Here is a 22,979-nt window from a genome sequence, read left to right as displayed (position 1 = left end):
GGCCATGGACAGCTCCACGTTCCTCGCCCTCGCGCTGGCCTGCGCGCCGCAGGTGGCGCCCCGCACCGCCCATGCCCTGGCCGCCGCAGAAAGCGCCCTCAACCCCTGGGCCATCGGCGTGGTGGGCGGGCAGCTGCAGCGGCAACCCCGGACGCGCGCCGAGGCGCTGGCCACGGCCCGCGCGCTGCGCGCGGCCGGATGGAACTTCAGCGTTGGGCTGGGCCAGATCAATGTCGGCAACTTCGAGCGCCTGGGCTTGACGCTGAGCAGCGCCTTCGAGCCCTGCAGCAATCTGGCGGCCATGCAGGCCGTGCTGACCGAGTGCCTGGGCCGGGTCCCTTCTTCACGCGGCTCCGATACAGACATGACGTCTCAGGCAGACCAGACCTCACTCAGGAAAACCCTGTCTTGCTACTACAGCGGCAACTTCGTCACTGGCTTTGAGCATGGCTATGTGCGAAGGGTGGTCGCCGCTGCGGGCAGCCCGGCTTCGGCTCGGGCCGCCCTTCCCCAACCCCTCCTCCACCCCATTGCACAGGCAAAGGAACAGCCATGAGCGACACCACACACGTCCGAGGCGCCCCCCCCAGCGCCGCCGCCCCTCCTCCCATCGGCCGCCAGGCCCGCCGCCTCCCGGCCGGCTGCCCGCCCGTTGCCAGCGCCCAGGCTCAAAGCCCTGCGCCTCGCAGCGGCCGCCGCCATCACCACTGGCTCGATCACCGGCCCTGGGCCTTCCCCAATCTGCGCGCTTCGCGCCGGATGCGCGCGCTGGCCGCCGCCATCACGGCGCCCCTGGTGACGGCGCCAGCCCTGGCCCAGGGTTTCGAGAAGATCAACACCACGGTGACCAACGTCAACATGATCCTGGTGACGATCTCGGTCGCCGTGGTGACCATCGCCATCATCTGGGCCGGCTTCAAGATGATCTTCCAGGGCGCCCGCCTGGCCGATGTGGCCAATGTGCTGATCGGCGGCACCCTGGTCGGCGGCGCCGCCGCCTTTGCGACCTTCATCGTCAGCTGAGCGCCCAGCACCCGCTCAGCCCGGATGGGAGATCCACCATGCAGCCCGAGACGATCTACAAAGGCGCGACGCGGCCCGCGATGAAGCTGGGCATTCCGCTCACGCCGCTGGTCACCCTGTTCGGCAGCGGCATGCTGCTGATCGTGTGGGGCGGCCTGCTCGTCAGCTGGTGGACGGCGCTCGTGGTCCTGCTGGCCCTGTGCCCGGCCCTGATCTGGATGAGGCTGATCACCGCCCGGGACGACCAGCGGTTCCGGCAGGCCTATCTCGCGCTGAGGCTGCGCCTGCATGACCGCAACCAGCGGTTCTGGTGCGCCCGCAGCTACGCCCCCACCCTCTACCGAGGAGCCCGTGATGCTTGGCATGTCTAGCAACACCCCGGCAAGCGCTGGCCGCCGGTTCTGGCAAGCCGCAACGGCCCAGCCCCGGTACTGGCGCCAGGTTCGCACGGAGAATCCCCTCGCCAGCTTCGTGCCGTTTTCGTCGCTGCTCAGCCCCCACGACGTGATCACGCGGGGAGGCGACTACCTGCGCGTCTGGCGCCTCGACGGGATTCCCTTCGAGTGCGCCGACGAGCACCTGGTCCAGGAGCGCCATGAGGCCCTGTGCAGCCTGCTGCGCAACCTCGCCGGTGGCCAGTGGGCCGTGTGGACCCACAGGCTACACCGCCATGTGAGCGACCAGCTGGAACACCCGCCGGCATCCGGCTTCGCCCACGACCTGTCCCAGACCTACCAGGCCCAGCTGGGCGAACATCCCATGATGAGCAATGAGCTCTACCTGACCCTGGTCTACCGCCCGGAGTCCTCGCGCGTCGGCCGGGCGCTGCGCTCAAGGCCCCGCTCGCGAGTCGCCATTGCCGAGGCGCAGTCGGACGCCCTGCGCGTGATGGAGGAGCGCACAGCCCTGGTCGCACGGGTGTTGCAGGGCTTCGGCCCGCGCCTGCTGGGCATCCGCCAGCAGGGCCAGCGGGCCTACGCCGAGGTGGCCGAATTCCTGGGCTACCTGGTCAACGGCCGCCCCGACCCCGTGCCGCTGGCAACGGGGCCGCTGTACCGGACCCTGCCCAAGGTCCGCCTGTCCTTTGCGGGCGACAAGCTGGAGCTGCGATACGGCGACGAGCGCCGCTACGCGGCCCTGGTCGATATCAAGGAGTACGCCAATGCGGTCGAACCGGGCATCCTCAACTCGCTGCTCTACGAGAGCAGCGAGTTCATCGAGACCCAGTCCTTCTCCATCCTGCCGCGCCGCGAGGCCATGCGCGCGCTGGAACTGCAGCGCGACCAGCTGATAGCCAGCGACGATGTCGTGGCCAGCCAGATTGCCGACATGGACGCGGCTCTGAACGAGCTCGGCGACGGCCAGTTCTGCATGGGCGAGTACCACTACAGCCTGGTGGTGTTCGGCAACGACGGTGCGGATGCCGGCAGGCGCGCCGCGCAGGCCATCGGCGCGGTCGGCGAAGCCTCAAGCCTGCAGATGTCGCCGGTCGACCTGGTGGCCGACGCCGCCTGGTTCGCCCAGATGCCCGGCAACTGGAAATGGCGGCCGCGCGACGCCAAGCTCTCCTCGCGCGCCTTCGCGGCCCTGGCCAGCGGCCACAACTTCGCCAGCGGCAAGCGCGAGGGCAATCCCTGGGGCCAGGCGCTGGCGCTGCTGCGCACGCCCTCGGGCCAGCCCTTCTACCTGAACCTGCATGCGAGCCCGGAAGGCGAAGACTCCGAGGACAAGAAGCTGCCGGGAAACACCCTGATCATCGGATCGACAGGTGTGGGCAAGACCGCGCTGGAGATGTTCCTGCTGGTGCTGACCCGCAAATGGAAGCCGGCACCGCGCCTGGTGCTGTTCGACCTCGACCGCGGCTGCGAGATCGCCATCCGGGCCCTGGGCGGCCGCTACTTCACACTCGAAGCTGGCCGGCCCACCGGCTGCAATCCGCTTCAGCGCGAACCGACGCCGGCCCGTATCCAGTTCTGGGAACAGTTGGTCCGCACCTGCATCGCCACCACGCCCCTGCCCTTGCTGCCGGCTGACGAGCGCGCGATCGCCGATGCGGTCAAGGCAGTGGCGATGCTGCCGGCCCCCTTGCGCCGCTTCTCCACGCTGCGGCAGAACCTGCCCAAGACGGGAGACAACAGCCTGTTCGAGCGGCTCGGACGCTGGTGCGAGGGCGGCGCGCTGGGCTGGGTCTTCGACCAGGCCGACGATCAACTGATCGATCTGGACGATGCCCCCATCATCGCCTTCGACACCACGGAGTTTCTGGACCTTCCCGAGGTACGGACGCCGGTGATGATGGTCCTGCTCGAAGTCATGAAGGAGCGCATCGACGGCAGCCGGCTGATCTATGTGATCTCAGAATTCTGGAAGGCGCTGGATCACGAGATCTTCAGCGACTTCGCCAAGCAGAAACAGAAAACCATCCGCAAGCAGAACGGCCTGGGCATCTTCGACACCCAGAGCCCATCCGACGTGCTGAGCCATCCGATCGGCAGGACCATGGTCGAGCAGAGCGTGACCAAGATCTTCCTGGCCAACCCCCAGGCGCTGCGCGAGGAGTATGTCGAGGGCTTCGGCCTCACGAATGCCGAGTACGACATCGTGCGCAGCCTGGGCACGCACGGCAACCGCCGCTTCCTGGTCAAGCAGGGCCATGCCAGCGCGATCTGTGAACTGGACCTGACGGGCCTCGACGACTTCATGGCCGTGCTGTCCGCGACCACGGACAACGTGCTATTGCTCGATGAGATCCGCCAGGAACATGGTGACGATCCGTGTCAATGGCTTCCCGTCTTCATGCGGGAAGTGCAGCATCGTCGACTGCGAATTTCAGGGAGAACAGCATGAAGACCTCGTTGCAAATTGCCGCGCTCACCTCGCTCGCGATCGCCACCGCCGCCGCCACCTCCGCCCCCTTCGTGAAGGGCAATGAAGCCGTGACGGTCGCTCCCGATGGCAGCACCCGTGTCGAGACACCGCCGCTGCCGAAGATATCGCTCGGCAAGCCTTGTCCCGCAACCAAGCCTGGATGCACGCCTAGCGGCTGGCGGATGGTGGAAACCAAGGACGGCATCCGCGAGTGCACCGAGTTCTACGCCCGACCAGGCACCTGCCGGGCTTCGACATTCGGTTCAGAGAAGCGTCCCAGGCAGTGGATCGTGAAGTCGAAGGGCGAATGGCTGCAGTGCGAGCGGCCTGATCTCGGCAGCCGCTGCGTCAGCATCACGGCGCTGCCGAATCTTGTGGTTCAGTGAGGATTAAACATCATGTTCGCCTGGGTCGGATCTCAGCTCGACAGCGTGTTGAACACCTATGTCGTCGGCGTCATCGCTACGCTGATGAGCGCGATCACACCCCTCGCGCTGACCGCCATGACGCTCTGGGTCCTGCTGTTCGGATGGGCTGTGCTGCGCGGCGAGGCCTCGGAAACCGTCCCGATCTTCGTCTGGAAGGTGGTCAAGATCGGCTTGGTGCTGGCCTTCGCCCTCCAGTCGGGGATCTACATCAGTCACGTCGTTGAAGTCGCCAATGCCCTGGCGACCGGCGTTGCGGCCACATTCCTCCCCGCTTCAGCGGATCCGACAACAGTCGCCTCGCCCTACGCGCTGCTTGATGCCTTCAATGAGAGAGCCAGCCAGCTCGTCCTCGACCTGATGAAGGAGGCCGGCATCACGCGGCTGGACCTGGTCTTCGCCGCCGTCGTCACGGCCTTCGGCAACGTGATCTTCCTCTGCCTGGCGCTCTTCGTCGTCACGCTCGCCAAGACCTTCCTGAGCTTCACACTGGCGGTCGGCCCCTTGTTCATCCTCTGCCTGGCCTGGCGCCCGACCGCCCGCTTCTTCGACAGCTGGCTGTCCGCGCTCCTCAACTCGGTGGTGCTTGCCTGGTTCGCATTTTTCGCCCTGGGGCTCAGCGCCTACGTCGGCGACGCCATCGTGCTGGCTATCCAGTCCCAAGGCGGCTTCCTTGGGCCCCAGCTCAACGTCGTCGCCGAATCGCTGAAGTACTGCATCGTGATGATCCTGATGGCCATCGTCTGCTTCCAGGCGCCGGGCCTTGCGTCCGCCCTCACCGGTGGCGCGGCCGTGCAGCAAGGCGTCCAGATGATCCAGAACGTCATGATGGTTTCCAGGCTGGGCGCGACATCCGGTCGCAGCCGCGCCGCTGCCAGCACCCAGGGCGGCGTCGTTCGGGCCGGCACCGGCCTGCCCTACGCGCTGGGGCGCGCGGCAGGCAGCGCAGCGTCCTACGCCAACACCGGCGGATCTCCGCCGTCCCCCACCCCAGCCTACCGACGCGCCGCCATGCGCGGCCTGGCCTGACAAGGCCAAACCAGGAGCGGCCCTGAAACGCCACACAAGGGAGCATCGCCATGATCATTCGCCTCCGGCTCGCATCCGTTTTCTGCGCGCTCGCGATCACCGTGACCGGCTTCAGCCCAGGCAAGGCCAGGGCCCAAGGCATCCCGGTCATTGATGCAGCGAACCTGGCCCAGACCATCCAGCAGGTGATCAACGACATCACGGCGATCAACAACCAGGTGCAGCAGATCGTCCACCTGCAGAGCCAGCTCAACAGCGTCATCGGCTCCCGCAATCTCGGCGCCGTCTTCGACAGCCCGCTGCTGCGCAACTACGTGCCCGCCGAGGCCTACACCCTGATCAATGCGGTCAACACCTCGGGCTACGCGGGGCTGAGCGGCACCGCCAAGGCGCTGCGCGACCAGGGCCTGATCTACAACTGCGCGGACCTTGGCGGCGACGAGCGGATCCGCTGCCAGGCCAGCCTGGCCCAGCCCTACCAGCAAAAAGGCATGCTCCAGGATGCGATGCGCACGGCGGCCGGTCGTCTCAACCAGATCCGGTCCCTGATGCAGCAGATCAATGCCACGACCGACCAGAAGGCCGTGCTGGAGATCCAGGCTCGCATCGGCGCCGAGAACGCCCTGCTCGCCCACGAAGTCTCCCAGGTGCAGATGCTGCAGGGCATGTCGGACAGCGAGGAGAGGATCGCCCGCTCGCGCGACCGAGAGCGCCAGTACCAGATGCTCAACCGCACCGGCAAGGTCGCCGACTTCCTGCCCTGATCGGCAACCCTGACTCTCCATCTTCACCCGCGCTGAAGCTCGCCACCGGCACCAGCCCCTGATCGCGCCGCCGGTCGCCCCACCGATTCAAGAGGTCACGCCATGAGTGCAATCCTGATGCCAGGAGAGGCCGCCGCATTGCCCGAACCCTGGCCACATGTCGCCCCGGACAGCACAGCCGCCAGCGCCAAAGCGCTCGACAGCGATCCATCGGACGCATCTCTGAGCCATAACGCGGCCTGGGAGATCGACCGGGTCGAGATGCTCGAGCGCTCCGAGCGGCGCGCCTGGCGTGCCGCCTGGACCGGCTTGAGCCTCGCGGCGGCGGGCATTGCCACCGTGCTCGTTCAAAGCCCTTTGCGCGAACTCGTGCCCATCCCCATCGTGGTGGACCGCCTCACCGGCGAGACCACGATCCAGCAGCGCCTCGGCGTCGAGACCGTCCCGGCGCTGGAGGCCCTCGACAAGCACAACCTGGCCACCTTTGTGCGGGCCCGCGAGGGCTACAGCTGGATGTTCCTGCAGCGCGACTTCGACCAGGTCGCCCGCACGGCGACACCGGCCGTCTTCGCCGACTACAACCGACAGTTCGAGGGTGACACCGCCTTGCAAAGAAGGGTTGGGGCGACCGAAGACTGGCAGATCCACATCGTGAGCGTGCGGCTCTCGCCGACGGGTCGCAGCGACAACCGCGGAGAAGCGACGGTCACCTACGACAAGACCATCCGGATGACGGATCGCAAACTGCCCGATGCGACCACGCGCCATATCGCCAGCGTCGTGTTCAGGTACCAGCCCAAAGCCCTTGCCAAGGAGAAGGACAGGCTCGAGAACCCCTTGGGGTTCGTCGTCACCGCCTACCGCTCGGATCCCGAGATCAACACCGCCGGGGGGCGGTCATGAATGCGCACCGTGCCGCGGTGAGCCGCACGGCGGTGCTCAGCCTGCTGAGCACCGGCCTGCTGCTGGGTGCAGGACCGGCAGCTGCCGGCAGCACGCCAGCCGCAGGCGCTGACCTGCGCCTGCGTGAGATCAGCTATGACCCCCAGCGCGTCGTGACGGTGCCCGTCAAGCGAGGCCAGGTCACGCTGGTACTGCTCGATGCGGACGAGTCGATCACGGAACTCGCCGCCGGCCTGGGCGGCGACTGCTCGAAGGCGGACTCGGCCTGGTGCATCGCAGCGCAGCCCGGCGGGCGCACGGTCTTCATCAAGCCCAAGAGCACGGCTACAGCGGCCAACAACCTGGCGATCGTCACCAGCCGGCGCATCCACAACCTGCGGTTCCAGGTCCTTCCCGACGACGATCCCAGGCCGGCCCTGTACCGCCTCATCGTCAAGGCACCGCCTGTTGGCCCAGCAGCACCACCAGCACCGCCCGAAGGCGAGCCGAATCGCATGAGCTCGGCCGAGCGGGCCCTCCTGGCACTCAGCGCGATCGAGGCCAGCCTTCAGGCGCCAGCGCCGCGAGCGCCCTCCCCGGCGCAGCTTGTTTCCGAACGCCTGCAGGCAAAGCCGGCCATCGTGAACACGCAGTACTCCCTGGCCGAAGGCGAGCACTCCCAGGACATCGTGCCGACCCTGGTCTTCGACGACGGGCGCTTCACCTACCTGCGGCTCCCGGGCAACCGGGAAATGCCGGCGGTGTTCCAGGTCCTCGGCGACGGCAGCGAAGCCCTGGTCAATGCCCGCATGGAGGACGACCTGCTGGTCGTGGACCGGGTGAGCCGGCGCCTGGTCCTGCGCGCCGGCACGGCTGTGGTCGGCTTGTGGAACGAAGCCTTCGACCTCGACGGCATCCCGCCCGAGCAGGGCACCACCGTCCCCGGCGTCCGCCGCGCACTCAGAGCGGTCCCCTCGGCCCCTCCTGCCCCTTCCGCCTCCCGGGCCCCAGCCGCGCCTGCAGCCCCACCGTCCAGACTTGCCGGAGCTGCACCATGAACACCGCATCCACTCGCCCCAGCGACATGGACCGGCCCGGCAAGATGGGCGGATCGGTGGTTCCCGCCTCACCCGAGCACACGGACAGCGAATCGGAAAGCCGCGCAGGCGCTGGCGCAAAGCCAGGAGCCCAGACTGACGACCAGGCACGAATCCCGGACGTGTCGGCCCCTCGGCATCCGCCCATCTCCTGGAAGAGCGTGATCGCGGTACTCCTGCTCGCTGGCACTCTGGCCACCATCACAGTGATCGCCGTTCAACGCTGGTCATCAAGCTGGTCCAGTACAGCGGCTGACGACAGCAAGACCAGTCGCGACAGGCCAGCCGCAGCCAGCGCCGAGCCCCGCAAGCTTGATCTCTCGGGCGCGGCAGCGCTCAGCGGCCCGCATCAGACGACCAAGCAGGCGAGCGCTGGCTCGGCAACGGAATCGCCACACCGGATTCCTGCGCTTGTGCCGACCGGCGAGGAACTGGCCGAGCCCATCGGTGTTCGGCGGACCGGAGCGGGCCCACAGCCCGGTGCTGGCACCGGGACTGGCACCGGCTCAGGGACCGTACGCCCCGAGGATGCGCCCGTGATGCTGGTGACCGCAAAACCCGGCCTGGGCGCTTCCCGGCTGGCGAGCCCCCTGCCCCCCGAGTCCTCCGCAGGACGCCCATTGAGCGGGCGAGGCGGCGAGCCCGGCACCGAGGCCGGCGATCCCATGCTCGCGACGGAGCGCAATCTCCAGGACTATCAGCGGCGCCTCCAGGGCCTGCTGGATCAGCTGACCCAGGCGAGCGATCTGGCGCGCGGCCAAGATCTGGCACAGGGTGCGACGCAGCCAGGAGCGCCGAGCCTGAGCTCACCCGCCTACCTGCCGCCCGACCAGTCCCAGGCCCAGGGCCAGACCTCTAGCGGTCAGTCCTCGGCAACGCTGCTCGGCGGCATCTTGCCTCGCTCGGCGACGCCGAAGGCGGCGGCGTCAATGCTGGGCAATCGCAGCCTGACCCTGCCCAAGGGGAGCTCCTTCAGCTGCGCGCTCAAGACGCGGATCGTCAGCGCAAGCGCCGGCCTGGTCAGCTGCATGGTCCAGCGCAATGTTTACGGCGACGATGGCCGTGTGCTCCTGATCGAGCGGGGCTCGCATCTGGACGGCGAATACCGGGTCACCACGGTGCGCCCCGGCACCGTGCGCATTCCTGTGCTGTGGACGCGCGTGCGCACGCCGCTGGGCGTGACCGTGGACATCGACTCCCCGGCCACCGGCCAACTTGGCGAGTCGGGCATCGACGGCCATGTCGACAATCGCTGGTCCGAGCGCATCGGCGCGGCCATGCTGCTGTCCCTGATCGACGACTCGGTCCAGCTGATCGCGAGCAAGCAGTCCGAGGAACACCGCAGCGGCACGGTGGTGCTGTCTTCGACCACGTCGAACACCTCGAAGCTCGCTGAGAAGGTGCTCGACAGCACGATCAACATCCCGCCGACGATCTACCGCAACCAAGGCAGCATCGCCGCCATCCACGTGGCCCGCGACATCGATTTCTCGGGGGTCTACGAACTGCAGCCGAGCGCACCATGAGCACGCTGCCGGCACTCCGAGCAAGCGCCTGTGCGGACAACTCTGCCGTCGCCGCAAGCCCGGGCGCCGCCTGGGCTGGCGATGCCACCTCGGTGATCGAGTTCCTGCGCCCGCTGCGCGCCCTGCTGGACGAGCCAGGCGTGCTGGAGGTCTGCGTCAATGCGCCCGGCTGGGCCATGGTCGAGGACGGGGCAGGCTGGCGGCGCTGCGAGCTGCCGACGCTGAGCCTGGAGCGCTGCCTGTCGCTGGCCATGGCCGTGGCCACCTACACCGACCAGCAGGTCTCCCAGGAGCAGCCGCTCCTGGCCGCCACGCTGCCCAGTGGCGAGCGCATCCAGTTCGTGATACCGCCGGCTGTCACGCGCGGCACGGTGTCGATCACGATGCGACGACCCTCCACACTGCTGCGGCCGCTGCCGGCGCTGGCCGCCGACGGCCTGTTCGACCGCATGGGCTGCGGCGCAAGGCCCAACACCCCTCAGCCCTATGAGCGAGAGTTGCAGGCGCTGCTGCTAGCCGGGCGCCTGGTCGATTTCTTGCAGCTGGCTGTACGCCAGCGCCAGACCATCGTGGTCAGTGGCAAGACCGGTTCGGGCAAGACCACCTTCCTGAAGGCACTGATCGAGGAGGTGCCCGTGCAGGAACGGCTGATCACGATCGAGGACACGGCCGAGCTGCCCATGCCCCACCACCCCAACACCGTGCATCTGTTCTACAGCAATGGCAGCCAGGGCGTGGCACGGGTCAGCGCCAGGTCCCTGCTGGAAGCCTGCCTGCGCATGCGGCCCGACCGCATCCTCTTGGCCGAGCTTCGCGGCGAGGAGTGCTTTGATTTTGTTCGGCTGGCCGCCTCGGCCCATCCAGGCTTCACCAGTGTGCACGCCGGCAGCTGCGCCCTGGCCATCGAGCAGATGGCCTTGATGATCCGCGAGTCCAGCGGAGGCGGCGGCGGCATGACCCTGGGCGAGATCAGGTGCCTGCTGCGCCAGGTGGTCGATGTGGTCGTTCAGTTCGACCGCGACGAGCGGGGACGCTTCATCTCCGAGATCAGCTATGAACCCCGGACGCGACGCGTCGAGCTCCCGCCCGCCAACGGGGAGCTATTCCCATGAGTGGCCCGGGCGAACTTCCAAACCCGGCCTGGTCACCCTCCAGAAAGCTTGTGGCCAGCCTCTTTGTCCTGGCCGGCTACGCCGCGCTGGCCTGTGCCGCGGCCTACCTGTCTGGCGCCCTGTTCCTGCTGCTGAACCGGGCGAACCCCGCGCAGGCAAGGCTGACCAGCATCGCCAGTTACTGGCAGCTCTACGCCGACGATCCTGCGCTTCGCAAGAAGCTGCAGGCCTCCATGGCACTGTGTGCCGGTGGGCTGTTGGTGCTGCTGCCTGCGGCGATGTGGTCCACGCTGCGCCAGCGCCGCCCTCTGCACGGCAATGCCCGCTTCGCGACGGCCCAGGAGATCCAGAGCGCGGGGCTCACGGCGACCGGAGGACCGGGCATCCTGGTGGGTCGGCACCGCGGCAAGTTCCTGAGCCTGCACGGCCAGCTCTCGGTGATGCTGTCCGCCCCCACGCGCAGCGGCAAAGACACAGGCGTCGTGATCCCCAACTTGCTGAACTGGCCGGACTCGACCGTCGCGCTGGACATCAAGAAGGAGCTCTACAACACCACCGCCGGCTACCGCAGCGCGCACGGCCAGGAGGTCTATGCCTTCGCGCCATTTGACGAAGATGCCCGCAGCCACCGCTGGAACCCCTTGACGGCGGTACGGACCAGCGAGTTGCACCGGGTCGGTGACCTGCTGGGCATCGGTCAGGTGTTCTACCCCAACGATGGCAGCGGCACCTCGTCCGAAGGCTTCTTCAACGACCAGGCGCGCAACCTGTTCCTGGGTCTTGGCCTGCTGCTGCTGGAAACCCCAGACCTGCCGCGCACGATTGGCGAAATGCTTCGCCAGTCTTCCGGCAAGGGCCGATCGCTGAAGCATCACTTGACGGACACCATCGAACAGCGGCGGCAGACGCAGTGCCCCCTGTCCGACGAGTGCGTCGACGCTCTGCAGCGGCTGCTGTCCAGTTCGGAGGCCACCTTGTCGAGCATCGTCGCCACTTTCAATGCGCCGCTGACGATCTTTGCCGATGCCATCGTCGATGCCGCCACCAGCGGGGACGATTTTCATGTGGAGGACGTGCGGCGCATCCGCTGCTCCATCTATGTGTGCATCCCGCCGCACCGCCTGGCCAGCGCCCGCCCCCTACTGAGCCTGTTCTTCTCGCAGCTGGTGAGCCTGAACACCCGGCGCTTGCCGGAGCAGGACTCGACCTTGCGCTACCAATGCCTGCTGGTGAACAACGAGTTCACCGCGATGGGCCGTGTGCCCATCATCACGAGCTCGGCCGCCTTCCTCGCCGGCTACAACCTGCGCCTGCTGACCGTGGTGCAGGCCATGTCCCAGCTCGACGCCGTCTATGGCGACAAGGAGGCTCGCAGCTTCGCCACCAACCACGGGCTGCAGATCCTGTTCGCACCCCGCGAGCAGCGGGACGCCAACGAGTACAGCGAGATGCTGGGGTATTTCACCGAGCGGGCGACCTCGCACGGGCGAAGCCGGTCTTTCAGCGGCAAGGGGCAGACGACGGTCAGCCGCAACGACAGCGAGCAGCGTCGCGCCCTGCTGCTGCCCCAGGAGTTCAAGGAACTCGGCAGTGAGCGCCTGGTCATCATCATGGAAGGCTGCAAGCCCATCCTCGGCGACAAGATCCGCTACTACCGCGAGCAGGTCTTCAAGGAGCGCCTGCAGCAGCCGCCGGTGGTGCCCGCCCTGGACATGGACCTTCACCTCGCCCGCCTTCAGCAGCGCTGGCGCGAGGCTGACGACGAACTCGCACCCGGAGAGCGCCTGCGCTTCGATGCGCTCGCCTACGACATCTCGAAGCTGCCGCCCCTGGAAGGCGATCCCGAGTCGATCGCGAAGGGACTGGCGAGCTTCCTCGCCGGGATGCCGCCACCCCCGCGCGCCTCCGGCGGCTCCATCGAGCCATTGCCCGATGGAGACGGCGTCCTGGCGGCGGAGCCCCCGGCCCACGCAGCTATCGCTTCCCAAGGCCCCCGCGAGCCCGCGCCGGCCATCGAACTGAACCACCCATGAAGGGAGCTGACCATGCGCCTCACTCTCCACTCGACACCCCTCACCGCTTTCCTCCCCTGGCTCCTGCTGCTCGCGTCCTGCAGCTCACCGCCCAGGCCACCTTCGGTCGAGGATGCGCGCAAGCGGCCGGCAAACACGGCCATGGCCGTGGAGCTGCAGGCGTGCAGCTCCGACATTCGGAATAGCCAGCTGCGCGCCCTCGACGCCGAGCGAAGCGCCGCAAGGGCCGCCACAGAACAACAGCGCCTGGCGGTGCTGATGGACCTCGTCGCCAAGCTGGAGCCGCCCAAACCGCAGCCGGCCGGTCCCGAGGCCCGCCCGAATGCTGAGCTCAGCGCGGCCAATACAGTGGCCACCGTGCACTTCGAATACGGCAGCACCCGGGTGGAAATCCCGGCCAGCACGGCCAGGGCGCTGCTCAGAGAAGCCAAAGGCGCACCGCTGATCCTGCTGCGCGGCCGCACCGACGGACAAGGCGACGTCGCGGCGGAAGGCCGCATCGCCCGAGCACGTGCCGCTGCGGTGGCCGACTACCTGATCGCTGCCGGTGTGAACCCCTCGCAAATCCGGGCGACCTACCAGCCCACCGGAGACCATGTGGCGGACAACCAATCCGCGCAAGGCCGCAGCCTGAACCGGCGCGTCGAGATCGAGATCTATCGCACCCTGCCTGTGGCACTCAACGCCGCCTCGGCATCCAACGCCACTGCGCACTGAATCTCGCATTGATCCTCAGCCACAGCGACGTCCAAGCCCGCACAGGAGACCCTCATGGACAAGGAACACGCCAACAGGCCTGGCGCCGCCGCGCCGACACATCAATCGGCTGCCGTCGCAGCCACGCCCGCAGGCGCACACGGAGGCACGGTCGAGCCGGCCCATCGCCCTCGCGCGGACAGGGACCTGGTTCCAGAGTCGCAGCAAGGCGAGCGCTACGAGCTACGGGATCCCTTCAACGAGATCACCTACCGCGCCAGGACCTTCAGCGAGATGGCCGCCAAGGCAGCGCAACTGGATGCGAGTCGCTTCACAGCGATCGATGCGGACGGCACGCGAACGCCCATCCGCAAGATCGATGGCGAATGGCGGCGTGGCGATCGCCTGCCCGCCTTGATGAAGCCGGCGCCAGACCTCAGGACTACCCGGGACGACTTTCCGGACCCATCCGACACCGCCGCAGATCGCACGACAGGCCTCGCTGCAAAGGGCGCCGCCAGCGCAGACAAGGGCGGCGCGAAGGTCCGCGCCAGAATCGACGCGCAAGCAGAGCGTGCCGCCATGGTGGCGAGCATCGAGAGCTCGCTGCAGGAGCAGTACATCATCAAGCGGGCTCCCATCACGCTCGGTGACATGGCGATCGGCAGCACCGAGTACCGGTTCCGCGGCGACAGCTCCCGGATCGCCTTCACCGAATCGCACCTGCGCCTGAGCACCGACACCAACAGCCCTTCGGTGGCGCGCTCCATGGTCGATCTCGCCCTGGCCCGAGGCTGGACGGGACTGCGAATCTCTGGCGCAGACGACTTCCGTCGCATGGTCTGGCTGGAGGCCTCAATCCGTGGCGTCAAGGCCCTGGGCTACGAGCCCAATATCGGCGACCTGAACCTCCTCAAGCGCGAGCGCGAAGCCCGTCAGCACAACCGCATCCAGCCAGTGCCAGAAGCCGCCAGCGCATCCAGCCCACACGCACCAGCGGTCGCCAGCGTCAAGTCCTCGTCCCGTGGCGGCAGCCGCAAGACCGTGATTGCCGCCATGGACGCGATCTTGACCGAGAAAAAAGTGCCCGAGGCCAAGCGCCTGGCCGTGCTGGCCGCCGCCGAAAGACAGCTGGCGCAGATGGCCCGCAACGGCCACGTGCCCAAGATCAAGATCTATGACCGCAACGCCGAGCGTCAGGCGCAGGCCGCAGCACCGGCACCCGATGCCAGCCGGATCCAGGATCACCAGCGAGATCGCGCCCCAGCGGCCCCCGTGCGCTGAAGCACTGTGATGAGCACGCTCGCCACTGACATGAGACCGAGGGCGTCCATGCTTGAGCTCGAAGGCCTGCGGCTCCTGCCCACGTCACCGGGATTCGCTGCAGCCGTCGCACGGGCCTATGTCAGGCAGCGGCGCCCCCGCTGCCTATGCCGGCCGGAGGGCATCGAGATGTACATCGCCAGGGTGGCGGGCATCTACGTCGTCAAGCGCATGCCCGGGACCGGCGATCGCCACGCACCGGCCTGCCCATCGTATGAGCCACCACCCCAGCTGTCAGGGATTCGCCCCTTGCTTGGCTGCGCGGTCAAGGAGGATCCCATCAGCGGCATGACCCTGCTGAAGCTGGGCTTCTCCCTGTCCCGGCGGCCGACCAACATGACACCGATCCGGCTCCCCTCTGGCGTCAGCACGGTCAGCAGCAGCAATCCTCGCCTGTCCCTGCGCGCCCTGCTGCACTACCTCTGGGATCAGGCAGAGCTCACCCGCTGGCACCCCGGCTTCGAGGGCCGCCGCAGCTGGGGGGCCGTCCGTCGCCAGTTGCTGCAGGCCGCCTCACGGATGGTCGCCTGCGGCGAAGCCCTGTCCAACAAGCTCGACATCCCGGAACCCTTCTCGGTCGAGCAGGCAGACGCGATCCGTGCACGCAGGCATGCCCGATGGGCCGAAGCCGCAAAGTCCCGCAGCGGGAACTCGTCGATGTTCCTGCTAATCGCCGAAGCGAAGGAAATCGTTCCAGCCAGGCATGGGCACAAGCTCGTCATCAAGCATGTGCCCGACCTCGGGTTCGCACTGGAGCCCTCGCTCTATCACCGCCTCGTCACTCGCTTCGAGCCGGAGCTGACGCTTTGGAGTGCCGCCGACGATATCCATCTGATCATCACCGCGACCTTTGGCATCGGCCCCGAGCTGCTGCCCCACATTGCCGAGCTGAGCCTCATGGCCGTGAACCAGCACTGGCTGCCTGTCGAGACCATGGGCGACAAGCAGTTGCTGGACAGGCTTGTTCGGACGCACCGATCATTCCTGCGGCTGCTGCGCTACGACCTGAGTCCCGACACACAGATTCCCGCGCTGGTGCTGACAGACCAGGGGGATGCGCCACAGCTGGTCTTCGCACGCCGTTCGCATCGACAGACGCCCGGCACCCTTTCGCTAGCGTGCGCTGCCCTGCACGACCCGGCGCAGCCCGCTGGACTCACGCCGTACTCCTAACGGGAAATATGCCTTGCGGTGCGGCAAGGCCATCGATCGCGACACACCACCGCGACAGCTCCGTGGGCCAGGCCCTATCCCAAAGGGAGTAACCGTCAAGCATCCACAAGTAGGGCCTCAAGAGGTTGGCAATTGCGGACATTGGAGAGGCGGGTTCAAACCCGCTCCCCTCCACCCTCACATTGAAGGACTCGCCATGAAGGCCTCATCCCACCTCACGCTTGCCATCCTCATGACGGCACTCTGCGCCGGCGCCGGTGCCGGCGCTGCCGAACTCACCCGCACACAAGTGATTGCCGAGTTTCATGCGGCTCGACTGAACGGAGACATCCAGGTAGGCGAAAGCAGTCTTACGCTGCGGGAGCGCTTTCCCCAGCTGTACCCTGCTGCCACCCAGCCAGCGGTCGCCTTGTCGCGCGCCCGAGTGAAAGCTGAACTAGAGTCGGCCCGCCGCAATGGCGATCTGGCCCACCACATCACCGGTGAACGCCTCAACAAACGCTATCCGCAGTTCTACCCGCGGCAACCGCAGGGCCTGGGCAAGACCCGCGCCCAGGTGCAAGCCGAACTTGCCGAGGCCCGCCGTACCGGCGATCTGGAAGTAGACGAGAGCGGCCTGAAGCTGTACGAGCGCTTCCCTGGTCGCTACGCCGCCGCTCGTGCCCAGCAGGAGGCCCGCTCCGACGCCTCGTCTAACAGCCTGTGATCCCCGCAGCATCCAAACTCACGATAGCCAAGTACCCGATGGCCGCAATGAGACTGGCAGTTGTGGCCATCTCTGTTGGCGCCGACAAGGTGAACCAGGACCACGGTAGCCTTACCCCACGGATTCATGCAGGACTTCGAATTTCAAAGTGTCAAAATGGGGTGTCGAAGTACACAGGCGCCGGCTGAATGGCAAGCCCATGAACATCAGAAGCATTGCAGCGACGCGCTATATCACACCGCTTAGAGAAGGCGGGTCTCTGCCTGGCCTTGTGGAAGCAGACGACCAAGGGCTCTACGTTCTCAAGTTTCACGGGGCTGGCCAAGGGCGTAAAGCATTGATCGCCGAGCTGATCGTGGGTGAGCTTGGCCGCGCCGCGGGCCTACCGGTCCCAGAGATAGTGCTGATGCACCTCGATGCTGACCTTTCAAAGACAGAAGGAGATCCTGAGATCCAGAGTCTTCTACGAAATAGTGCGGGGCTGAACCTGGCTTTGGACTATCTGCCGGGATCAGTCACCTTCGACCCGCTCATCTGCCACATCCCTGAGAGCCTGGCTTCGAGGGTCGTATGGCTCGATGCATTTGCCATGAATGTAGATCGTTCCGCTCGCAACACGAACATGCTGATGTGGCATCGCGGCCTTTGGCTGATCGACCATGGCGCTGCGCTCTATGTTCACCACCAGGACGAGACATTTGTGGGCAATTCCGGCTCGCCTTTCGCGCTCGTCAAGGAGCACGTCCTGTTGTAATGGGCCACTGCGCTGCGAGAGGCGGATGCCGAAATGCGTCAACGCCTCAGTGGCGACGTGGTGGATTCGGTGGTCGATGCCGTTCCTGAGGCCTGGCTTACGGATCCTGAGGGTGCCATAGAGCCGGGGGCGAGGCGGGATAACTATCGACAGTTCCTGAAGGCGCGACTCCAAAGTTCGCACATTTTTCTAGAGGAGGCGATCCGTGCCCAGTCCATGCACGTATGACTACGCCATCGTGCGCGTCGTGCCGAACGTCGAGCGGGAGGAGTTCGTCAATGCTGGCGTCATCGTCTGCTGCCTGAGCCGGGGTTTCTTGAAGGCTCGCATCGAGTTGGACGAGGCAAGGCTACGGTTGTTGTCTCCTGACGCCGACATTGCTCTCATCCGCACGGCGCTGAACGCGATACCCACAATCTGCGCAGGTGGAAAGCAGGCTGGCGCAATTGGGCAACTGTCGCCGCGTCAGCGTTTTGACTGGCTGGTTGCCCCCCGCAGTACCAGCATTCAGACGTCTGTCGCTCACGCAGGACGGACCGAAGATCCCGAGGTCGCGTTGGAGCGCCTTCTGGACCGCATGGTGCGGGTGCCTAGCAGTGCCGCTGATGCCCGAAAGAAGTTTCCAAGCGGGCAGGAGATCAAGTTTCTTGACCCGAACCACGGTTGAGCTGTCAAAAGTTGCGACCGTTGGTCAGGCCGTTGTCGGTGATTTGCTTTCGATAGGCAGGCATCTGATAGTGCCGTTCCTGATCGGAGTGCAGAAGTGGCGTATCGCCTCGACCGGATGCGTCAGCAACCGCTTGATCGGAAGGATCATCCGTCATGGAGATTACGTCGGGCCTACCCAGACACGGGGGGCGACGGAGGCGTCAGCTGCCCGGTCATCTGATCAAACGTAAGCAAGTTACTCCCAAGGACTTGAAGTCTCCCAAGGTCTGCTATTGCGCCATGTCGCTGAGGCAACAAGCGTGCTCCCGGACTTCGTGACGCCAAGGCCAAATAGTCCGGCCAAAGGTTCATTTCATCCCCAGCCTGTCACGGTCGTATTCCTTCCGACTCCCTTCAATCCTCTCCCAATTTTCTCGAATCCAAGATGTGAAGCCCTCCAGCGCCGGCAGCATGCTGGCGCCCATTTCGGTGAGTTCGTACTCCACTCGCGCAGGTACCTCGGCGTAGTGATGTCGGCGCAGCAGGCCGTCGCGCTCCAGATTGCGCAGGGTCAGGGTAAGCATGCGTTGAGTGATGCCTTCGATACCGCCTTTGAGCGCCGTGAAGCGCAGTCGGTAGCCAGGGCTCACTGCCAGGTGGGACATAACCAATATGGTCCACTTATCGCCCAACCGAGCCAAGACGCTATGCGGCGCACAAGGACGGAAAAGGGGGCCGCTGGCCGTCTCGGTGTAAGTGCGGCCGTGGACTGAGAGTTTGCCTTTGTCCTGGCCTGTGTCTTGTTGCTTCTTCGGAGGTACCATTTTTGTGCCTTGGGGTAATGCGTGTGCCCACCAACGCCTGCACAGGCCATCAGCTTTAATGATCACTCTTTCATCACTCGATGAACAAATCAAGTGCAAGGGACGATGGTCATGAGCAATGAAGTTTTGGTCTTTGGAGCCACGGGCCAGCAGGGCGGATCTGTGGCGGCGGCGCTATTGCAGGCCGGCTGGCGCGTGCGTGCGCTGGTACGAAACCCGGGCAGCAAGCAGGCACTGGCATTACGCGATGCAGGGGTCACCGTCGTGAAAGGCGATTTCGCCGATGCCGACGCCATGCGGCTCGCAATGCAGGGTGTGTACGGGGTATTCAGCGTACAGCCCAGTTCTGGTCAAGGCGCAGAGTTGGGATTGAGCGATGAGGACGAGGAGCGCTTTGGGATTGCCATCGCCGATATGGCCGTGCACAGCGGTGTGAAGCATTTGATTTACAGCAGCACCGCAGCGGTCAGCAGCGGGCCCACGGGCATGGGACATTTCGACAGCAAGCTGCGCATTGAGAACCATGTTCGCACGCTACCCATCACGGCTACTGTCGTGCGCCCTGCTGCGTTCATGGAGATGCTGCTGATGCCTGGTTTTGGTCTGGATCAGGGGGAATTCAACTTCTTCATGCGATCAGACCAACCCATGCAATTCATCGCAGTGCAGGACATTGGCGCCATCGTTGCCGCCGTGCTGGCGGACCCGTTGCGCTTTGGCGGAACCACGTTTGAGATCGCCAGCGCCGCTGCTACGGGCGATGACCTGCAAGCCCTGTTTAGCCAAGCAGCGGGCCGGCCCATCACCTACTCACGTTTTTCTGATCAAGTGTTGGCGGGTAATGATTTCCTTCGCCGGCTTGCTGAATTGCTGGACGCAGGCGCGCTAGCCGGTCGGGCTGATCTTGGAGCTCTGCGGCAGATCCACCCTGGGCTGCAGACTTTTGAGTCGTGGATCAAAGGGCCTGCTCGCTATTCCTTTGAAAAGGCACTGGGCACGCCTGGAGCATGGGCATATGGGACGGCAGACAAAAACTAGAGCCTGCTAACAAAGCCGTGGACAAGCAAGAATGCCGCAGCACTACGTTCTAGCATGCGCCGCACTCACCCCCAGACCCAGCTGCAGCAGCATTGACAAACACAGCAGCGCTTCAGGGGTGCCGCTGCTCTGCTCGACACGCAGATAGCGATGGGAGGCGGCATCCCATTGGATACCTATCGCCAGCGCAGCCCAGTGGAGACAACGATGCGTTGCTTCAACCGGCTTGGCGAGCGGGTGATGGCGCCCAACTTCGCGCGTCAGATCGTTGAGCTGCATTTGCGAGCCGCGCTGCTCAATCGCTTCACCCAACGGGCACGTCTGTCACGGTCGCTGTGGCATGAGCGAGTCTGGGGTCAGGGAACTCTCGTCCGAACGGCTGGTTGCGCAACAAAGCCACCAGGGTTCTCAGCATCGACTACACGGCTGATGTAGTCGCGAATCCATTTGAGACCATCGTGCCCGTGGGACCGCTCGTGCCAAACCATCCCAATAGGAAACCCCTCGACCGGAAACGGAGGGTCGACGTGCATCAACTGCTTTGCGCGACCGTCGACCAGACGGCTCGGAACGAGCGCGACGCAATCTGACTGCGCGACCAATTCCGGCACCAGGAGGAACGATGACGCGGACAGCACCACGGAGCGCTGCTGGCCCAACGCCAATAGTGCGTCGTCTACAGCCGTGGTGAACCCTCCTCCGCGCAGAGAAACCACAACGTGTTCTAGTTTTGCGAACTCTTCCACCCCGAGGCCTTCGCGTAGAAGCGGATGCCCACACCGTCCGATAAGCACGTAACGCTCATCGAACAGATGCCGTGAGCGCAGGCTGGGCGGCGCACCCAGCGTATTCATCAAAGCCAAGTCCACGTCGCCTCGGGACATCTGTGCTTCAAGATATAGAACGTCCAGGTTACGCAACGCGATGCGGACGCCCGGAGCCTCACGTCGAATCGCGATCGCCAAGCGTTTGACCAAAGCTACCTGCACGTAGTCGGTACACGCTATCGTGACCGTCAGACTTGCAGTCGCAGGCTCGAAAATTTTGCGGGCGACAACTACGGCCCGCACTTGGTCGAGCGCCTCGCGAAGCGGGCCGAGTATCTCCAGTGCTTTAGCGGTGGGTGTCATACCGCGCTGAGCAGGAATCAAGAGGGGATCGTCAAACACATCGCGCAGCCGGCTGAGTTGGGCACTGACGGCCGGCTGACTCAGGTGCAGATGGGCAGCCGCCCTGGTCACGTTCTGCTCTATCAGCAACGCCTCCAATGTAACCAGCAGGTTGAGGTCAAGTCGTCTGGTATCCATGCCGCAAATAGTAGCGGATCGCTTTCGCGATTTCACAAGCAGAGCACAGCCCTTGAAACTCAATGCCTTTCACTATGCAGCCGTCAATCATGTCAAAGAAAGTCCTGATCATTTACGCCCATCCTGAGCCGTCATCATTGACGCGACAACTCGTGGATGTTTCTGTCGAGTGCCTGAGCGCGCGCGGGCACGAAGTGCTGCAGTCAGACCTGTATGCCATGGGCTGGAAAGCGACCTTCGACGAACACGACTTCCCTGAGCGCGTCAATCTTCAGCGGCTGTCGTTCGGCGCGGAATCTGCCCACGCCTACAGCAGTGGCCGCCAAACCGCAGACGTAGCCGCCGAACAGGAGAAGGTCTTGGCAGCTGATGCCGTCATCTTTCAGTTCCCACTCTGGTGGTACGGCATGCCAGCCATTATGAAGGGTTGGATAGATCGTGTCTGGGCGGCCGGTCTGGCCCACGGCTACAAGGGCGCAGGTAACGCGTACCGCTATGGAGACGGTGCATTCAAGGGTAAGCGGGCGATGTTGTCGGTTGCCGTCGGAGGACCTGCCGAAGACTATTCACCACGTGGCATCAATGCGCCGCTGGAACAGCTGCTGTTTCCAATCACGCATGGCTCCCTCTATTTCCCAGGGTTTGACGTGTTGCCCACGTTCGCCGTTTATGGAACTGGGGGCCTGACCGCCGCTGGCGCTGCCGCGGCAAAGGAAGCGTGGCGCACTCGCCTAAAGGGCTTGTTTGAGGACGCGCCAATCCCGTTCCGACCGCAGAACGGGGGTGACTATAGCCAAACGAACGAGCTTAAGTCTCACGTCGCCCCCGGCCAGACGGGCCTCATGGCGCACATCATCGGCGCCGAGGAGAGGCAGACGCAAGTTATGCAAGTGGAGGAGTTGTCATGAAAACGTTCGTAATTCTGACGCGCCGTGCCGATGGCGCATCTGAGGCGTTCAAGCGATTGGCGCAGCCCGAGCTCCAGCACGTGTGGCAAGGATTTGCCGACGGCATCGTTCGAGCCATTCACGGCCTGGTCGATGGTCCTGGCGCCGCGTTGGAGCTGGAGTCCGCAACCATCGAGGACGCCAAGCATTACATCCAGGCCCTCCCTTACGTCAAAGAGAATTTACTGCACATTCAGTACTGTGCGCTCAAGCCATTTTCTGACTTCGAGAAACTTGTATCCTCCTGATGGACCATTTCGGGGAAAGGCCTTCATCGCACTGGCGGTCAATAACGCGGGCGAATCCGAAATCCCTGCAATGAAGTTATTCGATGACCCCGCAATAGGTCAGGGAGGTTTCGACAACCACTTGATCCCAGGCGGGGCAGTTACTACATAAAGAAAACCATGTTGATCAAATCTATTCAGCCCGCGAACTTGTGGGATTCATCACCTTACTTGTTTAGTCAAGTTGTCCGGGTTGACTTACCTCGGAGCTTGGTATTTATCTCCGGCCAAGTCGCCTTGGCCCCCGATGGCTCGCTGGTGGGCGCAGGTGATGTCGACGCTCAACTCAAGCAGGTTTTCTCAAACCTTCGAGCGGCGGTTGAGGGCGCTGGCGGCACCTTAGATAACATTGCGAGTCTGACCGTGTATCTCAAAGAGGTCGCGCACCATCATAACTATCTGAAGGTGCTTGCTGTGGAGTTTGCAGGGCGGCGTCCAGCGGAGACGCTGGTGCAGGTCGCTGCACTGGGATTGCCCGAGTTGCTCGTCGAAATTCAGGCGGTTGCCGTCCTGTAAC

General features: G+C 65.0%; 25 protein-coding genes and 1 pseudogene. 23 read left to right on the top strand and 3 right to left on the bottom strand.

The features are described from left to right. Positions 1-4 precede the first annotated feature (4 nt). The 18 genes from O5M90_RS00350 to O5M90_RS00265 all read left to right on the top strand — a co-directional run bounded on the left by O5M90_RS00350 (position 5) and on the right by O5M90_RS00265 (position 18,078). A complete protein-coding gene (locus tag O5M90_RS00350) occupies positions 5-556 on the top strand; it encodes a lytic transglycosylase domain-containing protein (protein ID WP_269838419.1) in 552 nt (183 codons plus the stop codon). Then, positions 553-1,023, top strand: coding sequence for a TrbC/VirB2 family protein (locus O5M90_RS00345; RefSeq protein ID WP_440401756.1), 471 nt, complete (start codon positions 553-555; stop codon positions 1,021-1,023). The genes O5M90_RS00350 and O5M90_RS00345 overlap by 4 nt, the downstream gene beginning before the upstream one ends. A gap of 38 nt (positions 1,024-1,061) precedes the next feature. After that, complete coding sequence (locus O5M90_RS00340; protein ID WP_269838420.1) at positions 1,062-1,394, top strand: type IV secretion system protein VirB3; 333 nt, start codon at positions 1,062-1,064, stop codon at positions 1,392-1,394. After that, positions 1,378-3,870, top strand: a complete 2,493-nt coding sequence (locus tag O5M90_RS00335) for a VirB4 family type IV secretion/conjugal transfer ATPase (RefSeq protein WP_440401755.1) — start codon at positions 1,378-1,380, stop codon at positions 3,868-3,870. The genes O5M90_RS00340 and O5M90_RS00335 overlap by 17 nt, the downstream gene beginning before the upstream one ends. Further along, positions 3,867-4,277 (top strand): hypothetical protein, encoded by a 411-nt coding sequence (locus O5M90_RS00330; protein ID WP_269838422.1) that lies wholly within the window; start codon positions 3,867-3,869, stop codon positions 4,275-4,277. The genes O5M90_RS00335 and O5M90_RS00330 overlap by 4 nt, the downstream gene beginning before the upstream one ends. A 12-nt stretch (positions 4,278-4,289) precedes the next feature. Next, on the top strand, positions 4,290-5,345 hold the full coding sequence (locus O5M90_RS00325; RefSeq protein ID WP_269838423.1) for a type IV secretion system protein: 1,056 nt from the start codon (positions 4,290-4,292) through the stop codon (positions 5,343-5,345). Positions 5,346-5,395: 50 nt separating this feature from the next. Continuing rightward, entirely contained in the window at positions 5,396-6,109 is a 714-nt protein-coding gene (locus O5M90_RS00320; protein WP_269838424.1) for a type IV secretion system protein, read from the top strand. A gap of 102 nt (positions 6,110-6,211) precedes the next feature. Next, positions 6,212-7,012, top strand: a complete 801-nt coding sequence (locus O5M90_RS00315) for a virB8 family protein (protein WP_269838425.1) — start codon at positions 6,212-6,214, stop codon at positions 7,010-7,012. Next, positions 7,009-8,049, top strand: coding sequence for a TrbG/VirB9 family P-type conjugative transfer protein (locus tag O5M90_RS00310; RefSeq protein WP_269838426.1), 1,041 nt, complete (start codon positions 7,009-7,011; stop codon positions 8,047-8,049). The genes O5M90_RS00315 and O5M90_RS00310 overlap by 4 nt, the downstream gene beginning before the upstream one ends. After that, positions 8,046-9,614: a type IV secretion system protein VirB10 gene (gene virB10, locus O5M90_RS00305; protein WP_440401754.1), complete on the top strand. Its 1,569-nt coding sequence runs from the start codon at positions 8,046-8,048 to the stop codon at positions 9,612-9,614. Before O5M90_RS00310 ends, virB10 begins: the two co-directional genes overlap by 4 nt. After that, a complete protein-coding gene (virB11, locus tag O5M90_RS00300; RefSeq protein ID WP_269838429.1) occupies positions 9,611-10,726 on the top strand; it encodes a P-type DNA transfer ATPase VirB11 in 1,116 nt (371 codons plus the stop codon). Before virB10 ends, virB11 begins: the two co-directional genes overlap by 4 nt. A 50-nt stretch (positions 10,727-10,776) precedes the next feature. Further along, positions 10,777-12,759: a type IV secretory system conjugative DNA transfer family protein gene (locus O5M90_RS00295; RefSeq protein ID WP_440401753.1), complete on the top strand. Its 1,983-nt coding sequence runs from the start codon at positions 10,777-10,779 to the stop codon at positions 12,757-12,759. Positions 12,760-12,771: 12 nt separating this feature from the next. Next, positions 12,772-13,476: an OmpA family protein gene (locus O5M90_RS00290; protein ID WP_269838431.1), complete on the top strand. Its 705-nt coding sequence runs from the start codon at positions 12,772-12,774 to the stop codon at positions 13,474-13,476. A 54-nt stretch (positions 13,477-13,530) separates the two neighbouring features. Continuing rightward, positions 13,531-14,739, top strand: coding sequence for an LPD7 domain-containing protein (locus tag O5M90_RS00285; RefSeq protein WP_269838432.1), 1,209 nt, complete (start codon positions 13,531-13,533; stop codon positions 14,737-14,739). A gap of 48 nt (positions 14,740-14,787) precedes the next feature. After that, positions 14,788-15,951, top strand: a complete 1,164-nt coding sequence (locus O5M90_RS00280; RefSeq protein ID WP_269838433.1) for a DUF1173 family protein — start codon at positions 14,788-14,790, stop codon at positions 15,949-15,951. A 196-nt stretch (positions 15,952-16,147) separates the two neighbouring features. After that, positions 16,148-16,657: a DUF4148 domain-containing protein gene (locus tag O5M90_RS00275; RefSeq protein WP_269838434.1), complete on the top strand. Its 510-nt coding sequence runs from the start codon at positions 16,148-16,150 to the stop codon at positions 16,655-16,657. 199 nt (positions 16,658-16,856) lie between these two features. Next, the gene (locus O5M90_RS00270) at positions 16,857-17,411 is read left to right on the top strand and encodes a HipA family kinase (RefSeq protein ID WP_269838435.1); all 555 of its coding nucleotides are present in this window, start codon (positions 16,857-16,859) and stop codon (positions 17,409-17,411) included. A 205-nt stretch (positions 17,412-17,616) separates the two neighbouring features. Continuing rightward, positions 17,617-18,078: a DUF3037 domain-containing protein gene (locus tag O5M90_RS00265; RefSeq protein ID WP_269838436.1), complete on the top strand. Its 462-nt coding sequence runs from the start codon at positions 17,617-17,619 to the stop codon at positions 18,076-18,078. Between the two features lie 4 nt (positions 18,079-18,082). Here O5M90_RS00265 and O5M90_RS00260 read toward each other — a convergent pair whose 3' ends face one another. Both O5M90_RS00260 and O5M90_RS00255 read right to left on the bottom strand, forming a co-directional pair. Further along, on the bottom strand, positions 18,083-18,235 hold the full coding sequence (locus O5M90_RS00260; RefSeq protein ID WP_269838437.1) for a hypothetical protein: 153 nt from the start codon (positions 18,233-18,235) through the stop codon (positions 18,083-18,085). Positions 18,236-18,427: 192 nt separating this feature from the next. Beyond that, positions 18,428-18,883: a winged helix-turn-helix transcriptional regulator gene (locus tag O5M90_RS00255; RefSeq protein WP_440402502.1), complete on the bottom strand. Its 456-nt coding sequence runs from the start codon at positions 18,881-18,883 to the stop codon at positions 18,428-18,430. Between the two features lie 111 nt (positions 18,884-18,994). Between O5M90_RS00255 and O5M90_RS00250 the strand changes: the two genes are divergently transcribed. After that, a complete protein-coding gene (locus tag O5M90_RS00250) occupies positions 18,995-19,921 on the top strand; it encodes an NmrA/HSCARG family protein (RefSeq protein ID WP_269838439.1) in 927 nt (308 codons plus the stop codon). Positions 19,922-20,098: 177 nt separating this feature from the next. Beyond that, positions 20,099-20,265: pseudogene (locus O5M90_RS00245) on the top strand (IS5/IS1182 family transposase); the annotation flags it as partial. Between the two features lie 12 nt (positions 20,266-20,277). Here the strand turns inward: O5M90_RS00245 and O5M90_RS00240 are convergent. Further along, on the bottom strand, positions 20,278-21,228 hold the full coding sequence (locus tag O5M90_RS00240; protein ID WP_269838440.1) for a LysR family transcriptional regulator: 951 nt from the start codon (positions 21,226-21,228) through the stop codon (positions 20,278-20,280). A gap of 89 nt (positions 21,229-21,317) precedes the next feature. Between O5M90_RS00240 and O5M90_RS00235 the strand changes: the two genes are divergently transcribed. The 3 genes from O5M90_RS00235 to O5M90_RS00225 all read left to right on the top strand — a co-directional run bounded on the left by O5M90_RS00235 (position 21,318) and on the right by O5M90_RS00225 (position 22,978). After that, positions 21,318-22,136, top strand: coding sequence for an NAD(P)H-dependent oxidoreductase (locus O5M90_RS00235; RefSeq protein ID WP_269838441.1), 819 nt, complete (start codon positions 21,318-21,320; stop codon positions 22,134-22,136). Continuing rightward, a complete protein-coding gene (locus tag O5M90_RS00230) occupies positions 22,133-22,423 on the top strand; it encodes a hypothetical protein (protein ID WP_269838442.1) in 291 nt (96 codons plus the stop codon). The genes O5M90_RS00235 and O5M90_RS00230 overlap by 4 nt, the downstream gene beginning before the upstream one ends. 159 nt (positions 22,424-22,582) lie before the next feature. After that, positions 22,583-22,978: a RidA family protein gene (locus tag O5M90_RS00225; protein ID WP_269838443.1), complete on the top strand. Its 396-nt coding sequence runs from the start codon at positions 22,583-22,585 to the stop codon at positions 22,976-22,978. Position 22,979 lies beyond the last annotated feature (1 nt).

This window comes from Paucibacter sp. M5-1 (assembly GCF_027498415.2).
Lineage (GTDB): Bacteria > Pseudomonadota > Gammaproteobacteria > Burkholderiales > Burkholderiaceae_C > Roseateles_E.
The sequence above is the reverse complement of the archived record's forward strand: the minus strand, read 5'-3'. Positions and strand labels throughout refer to the sequence as shown.

Excerpts from the sequence above, each read along its gene's own strand:
- O5M90_RS00315 (WP_269838425.1), top strand. The coding sequence starts at position 6,212 with ATGAGTGCAATCCTGATGCCAGGAGAGGCCGCCGCATTGCCCGAACCC.
- O5M90_RS00235 (WP_269838441.1), top strand. The coding sequence starts at position 21,318 with ATGTCAAAGAAAGTCCTGATCATTTACGCCCATCCTGAGCCGTCATCA.
- O5M90_RS00290 (WP_269838431.1), top strand. The coding sequence starts at position 12,772 with ATGCGCCTCACTCTCCACTCGACACCCCTCACCGCTTTCCTCCCCTGG.
- O5M90_RS00350 (WP_269838419.1), top strand. The coding sequence starts at position 5 with ATGGACAGCTCCACGTTCCTCGCCCTCGCGCTGGCCTGCGCGCCGCAG.
- O5M90_RS00320 (WP_269838424.1), top strand. The coding sequence starts at position 5,396 with ATGATCATTCGCCTCCGGCTCGCATCCGTTTTCTGCGCGCTCGCGATC.
- O5M90_RS00275 (WP_269838434.1), top strand. The coding sequence starts at position 16,148 with ATGAAGGCCTCATCCCACCTCACGCTTGCCATCCTCATGACGGCACTC.
- O5M90_RS00270 (WP_269838435.1), top strand. The coding sequence starts at position 16,857 with ATGAACATCAGAAGCATTGCAGCGACGCGCTATATCACACCGCTTAGA.
- O5M90_RS00260 (WP_269838437.1), bottom strand. The coding sequence starts at position 18,235 with ATGACGGATGATCCTTCCGATCAAGCGGTTGCTGACGCATCCGGTCGA.
- O5M90_RS00250 (WP_269838439.1), top strand. The coding sequence starts at position 18,995 with ATGAGCAATGAAGTTTTGGTCTTTGGAGCCACGGGCCAGCAGGGCGGA.
- O5M90_RS00280 (WP_269838433.1), top strand. The coding sequence starts at position 14,788 with ATGCTTGAGCTCGAAGGCCTGCGGCTCCTGCCCACGTCACCGGGATTC.
- O5M90_RS00310 (WP_269838426.1), top strand. The coding sequence starts at position 7,009 with ATGAATGCGCACCGTGCCGCGGTGAGCCGCACGGCGGTGCTCAGCCTG.
- O5M90_RS00330 (WP_269838422.1), top strand. The coding sequence starts at position 3,867 with ATGAAGACCTCGTTGCAAATTGCCGCGCTCACCTCGCTCGCGATCGCC.
- O5M90_RS00230 (WP_269838442.1), top strand. The coding sequence starts at position 22,133 with ATGAAAACGTTCGTAATTCTGACGCGCCGTGCCGATGGCGCATCTGAG.
- O5M90_RS00345 (WP_440401756.1), top strand. The coding sequence starts at position 553 with ATGAGCGACACCACACACGTCCGAGGCGCCCCCCCCAGCGCCGCCGCC.
- O5M90_RS00285 (WP_269838432.1), top strand. The coding sequence starts at position 13,531 with ATGGACAAGGAACACGCCAACAGGCCTGGCGCCGCCGCGCCGACACAT.
- O5M90_RS00325 (WP_269838423.1), top strand. The coding sequence starts at position 4,290 with ATGTTCGCCTGGGTCGGATCTCAGCTCGACAGCGTGTTGAACACCTAT.
- O5M90_RS00255 (WP_440402502.1), bottom strand. The coding sequence starts at position 18,883 with ATGGTACCTCCGAAGAAGCAACAAGACACAGGCCAGGACAAAGGCAAA.
- virB11 (WP_269838429.1), top strand. The coding sequence starts at position 9,611 with ATGAGCACGCTGCCGGCACTCCGAGCAAGCGCCTGTGCGGACAACTCT.
- virB10 (WP_440401754.1), top strand. The coding sequence starts at position 8,046 with ATGAACACCGCATCCACTCGCCCCAGCGACATGGACCGGCCCGGCAAG.
- O5M90_RS00335 (WP_440401755.1), top strand. The coding sequence starts at position 1,378 with ATGCTTGGCATGTCTAGCAACACCCCGGCAAGCGCTGGCCGCCGGTTC.
- O5M90_RS00225 (WP_269838443.1), top strand. The coding sequence starts at position 22,583 with ATGTTGATCAAATCTATTCAGCCCGCGAACTTGTGGGATTCATCACCT.
- O5M90_RS00240 (WP_269838440.1), bottom strand. The coding sequence starts at position 21,228 with ATGGATACCAGACGACTTGACCTCAACCTGCTGGTTACATTGGAGGCG.
- O5M90_RS00340 (WP_269838420.1), top strand. The coding sequence starts at position 1,062 with ATGCAGCCCGAGACGATCTACAAAGGCGCGACGCGGCCCGCGATGAAG.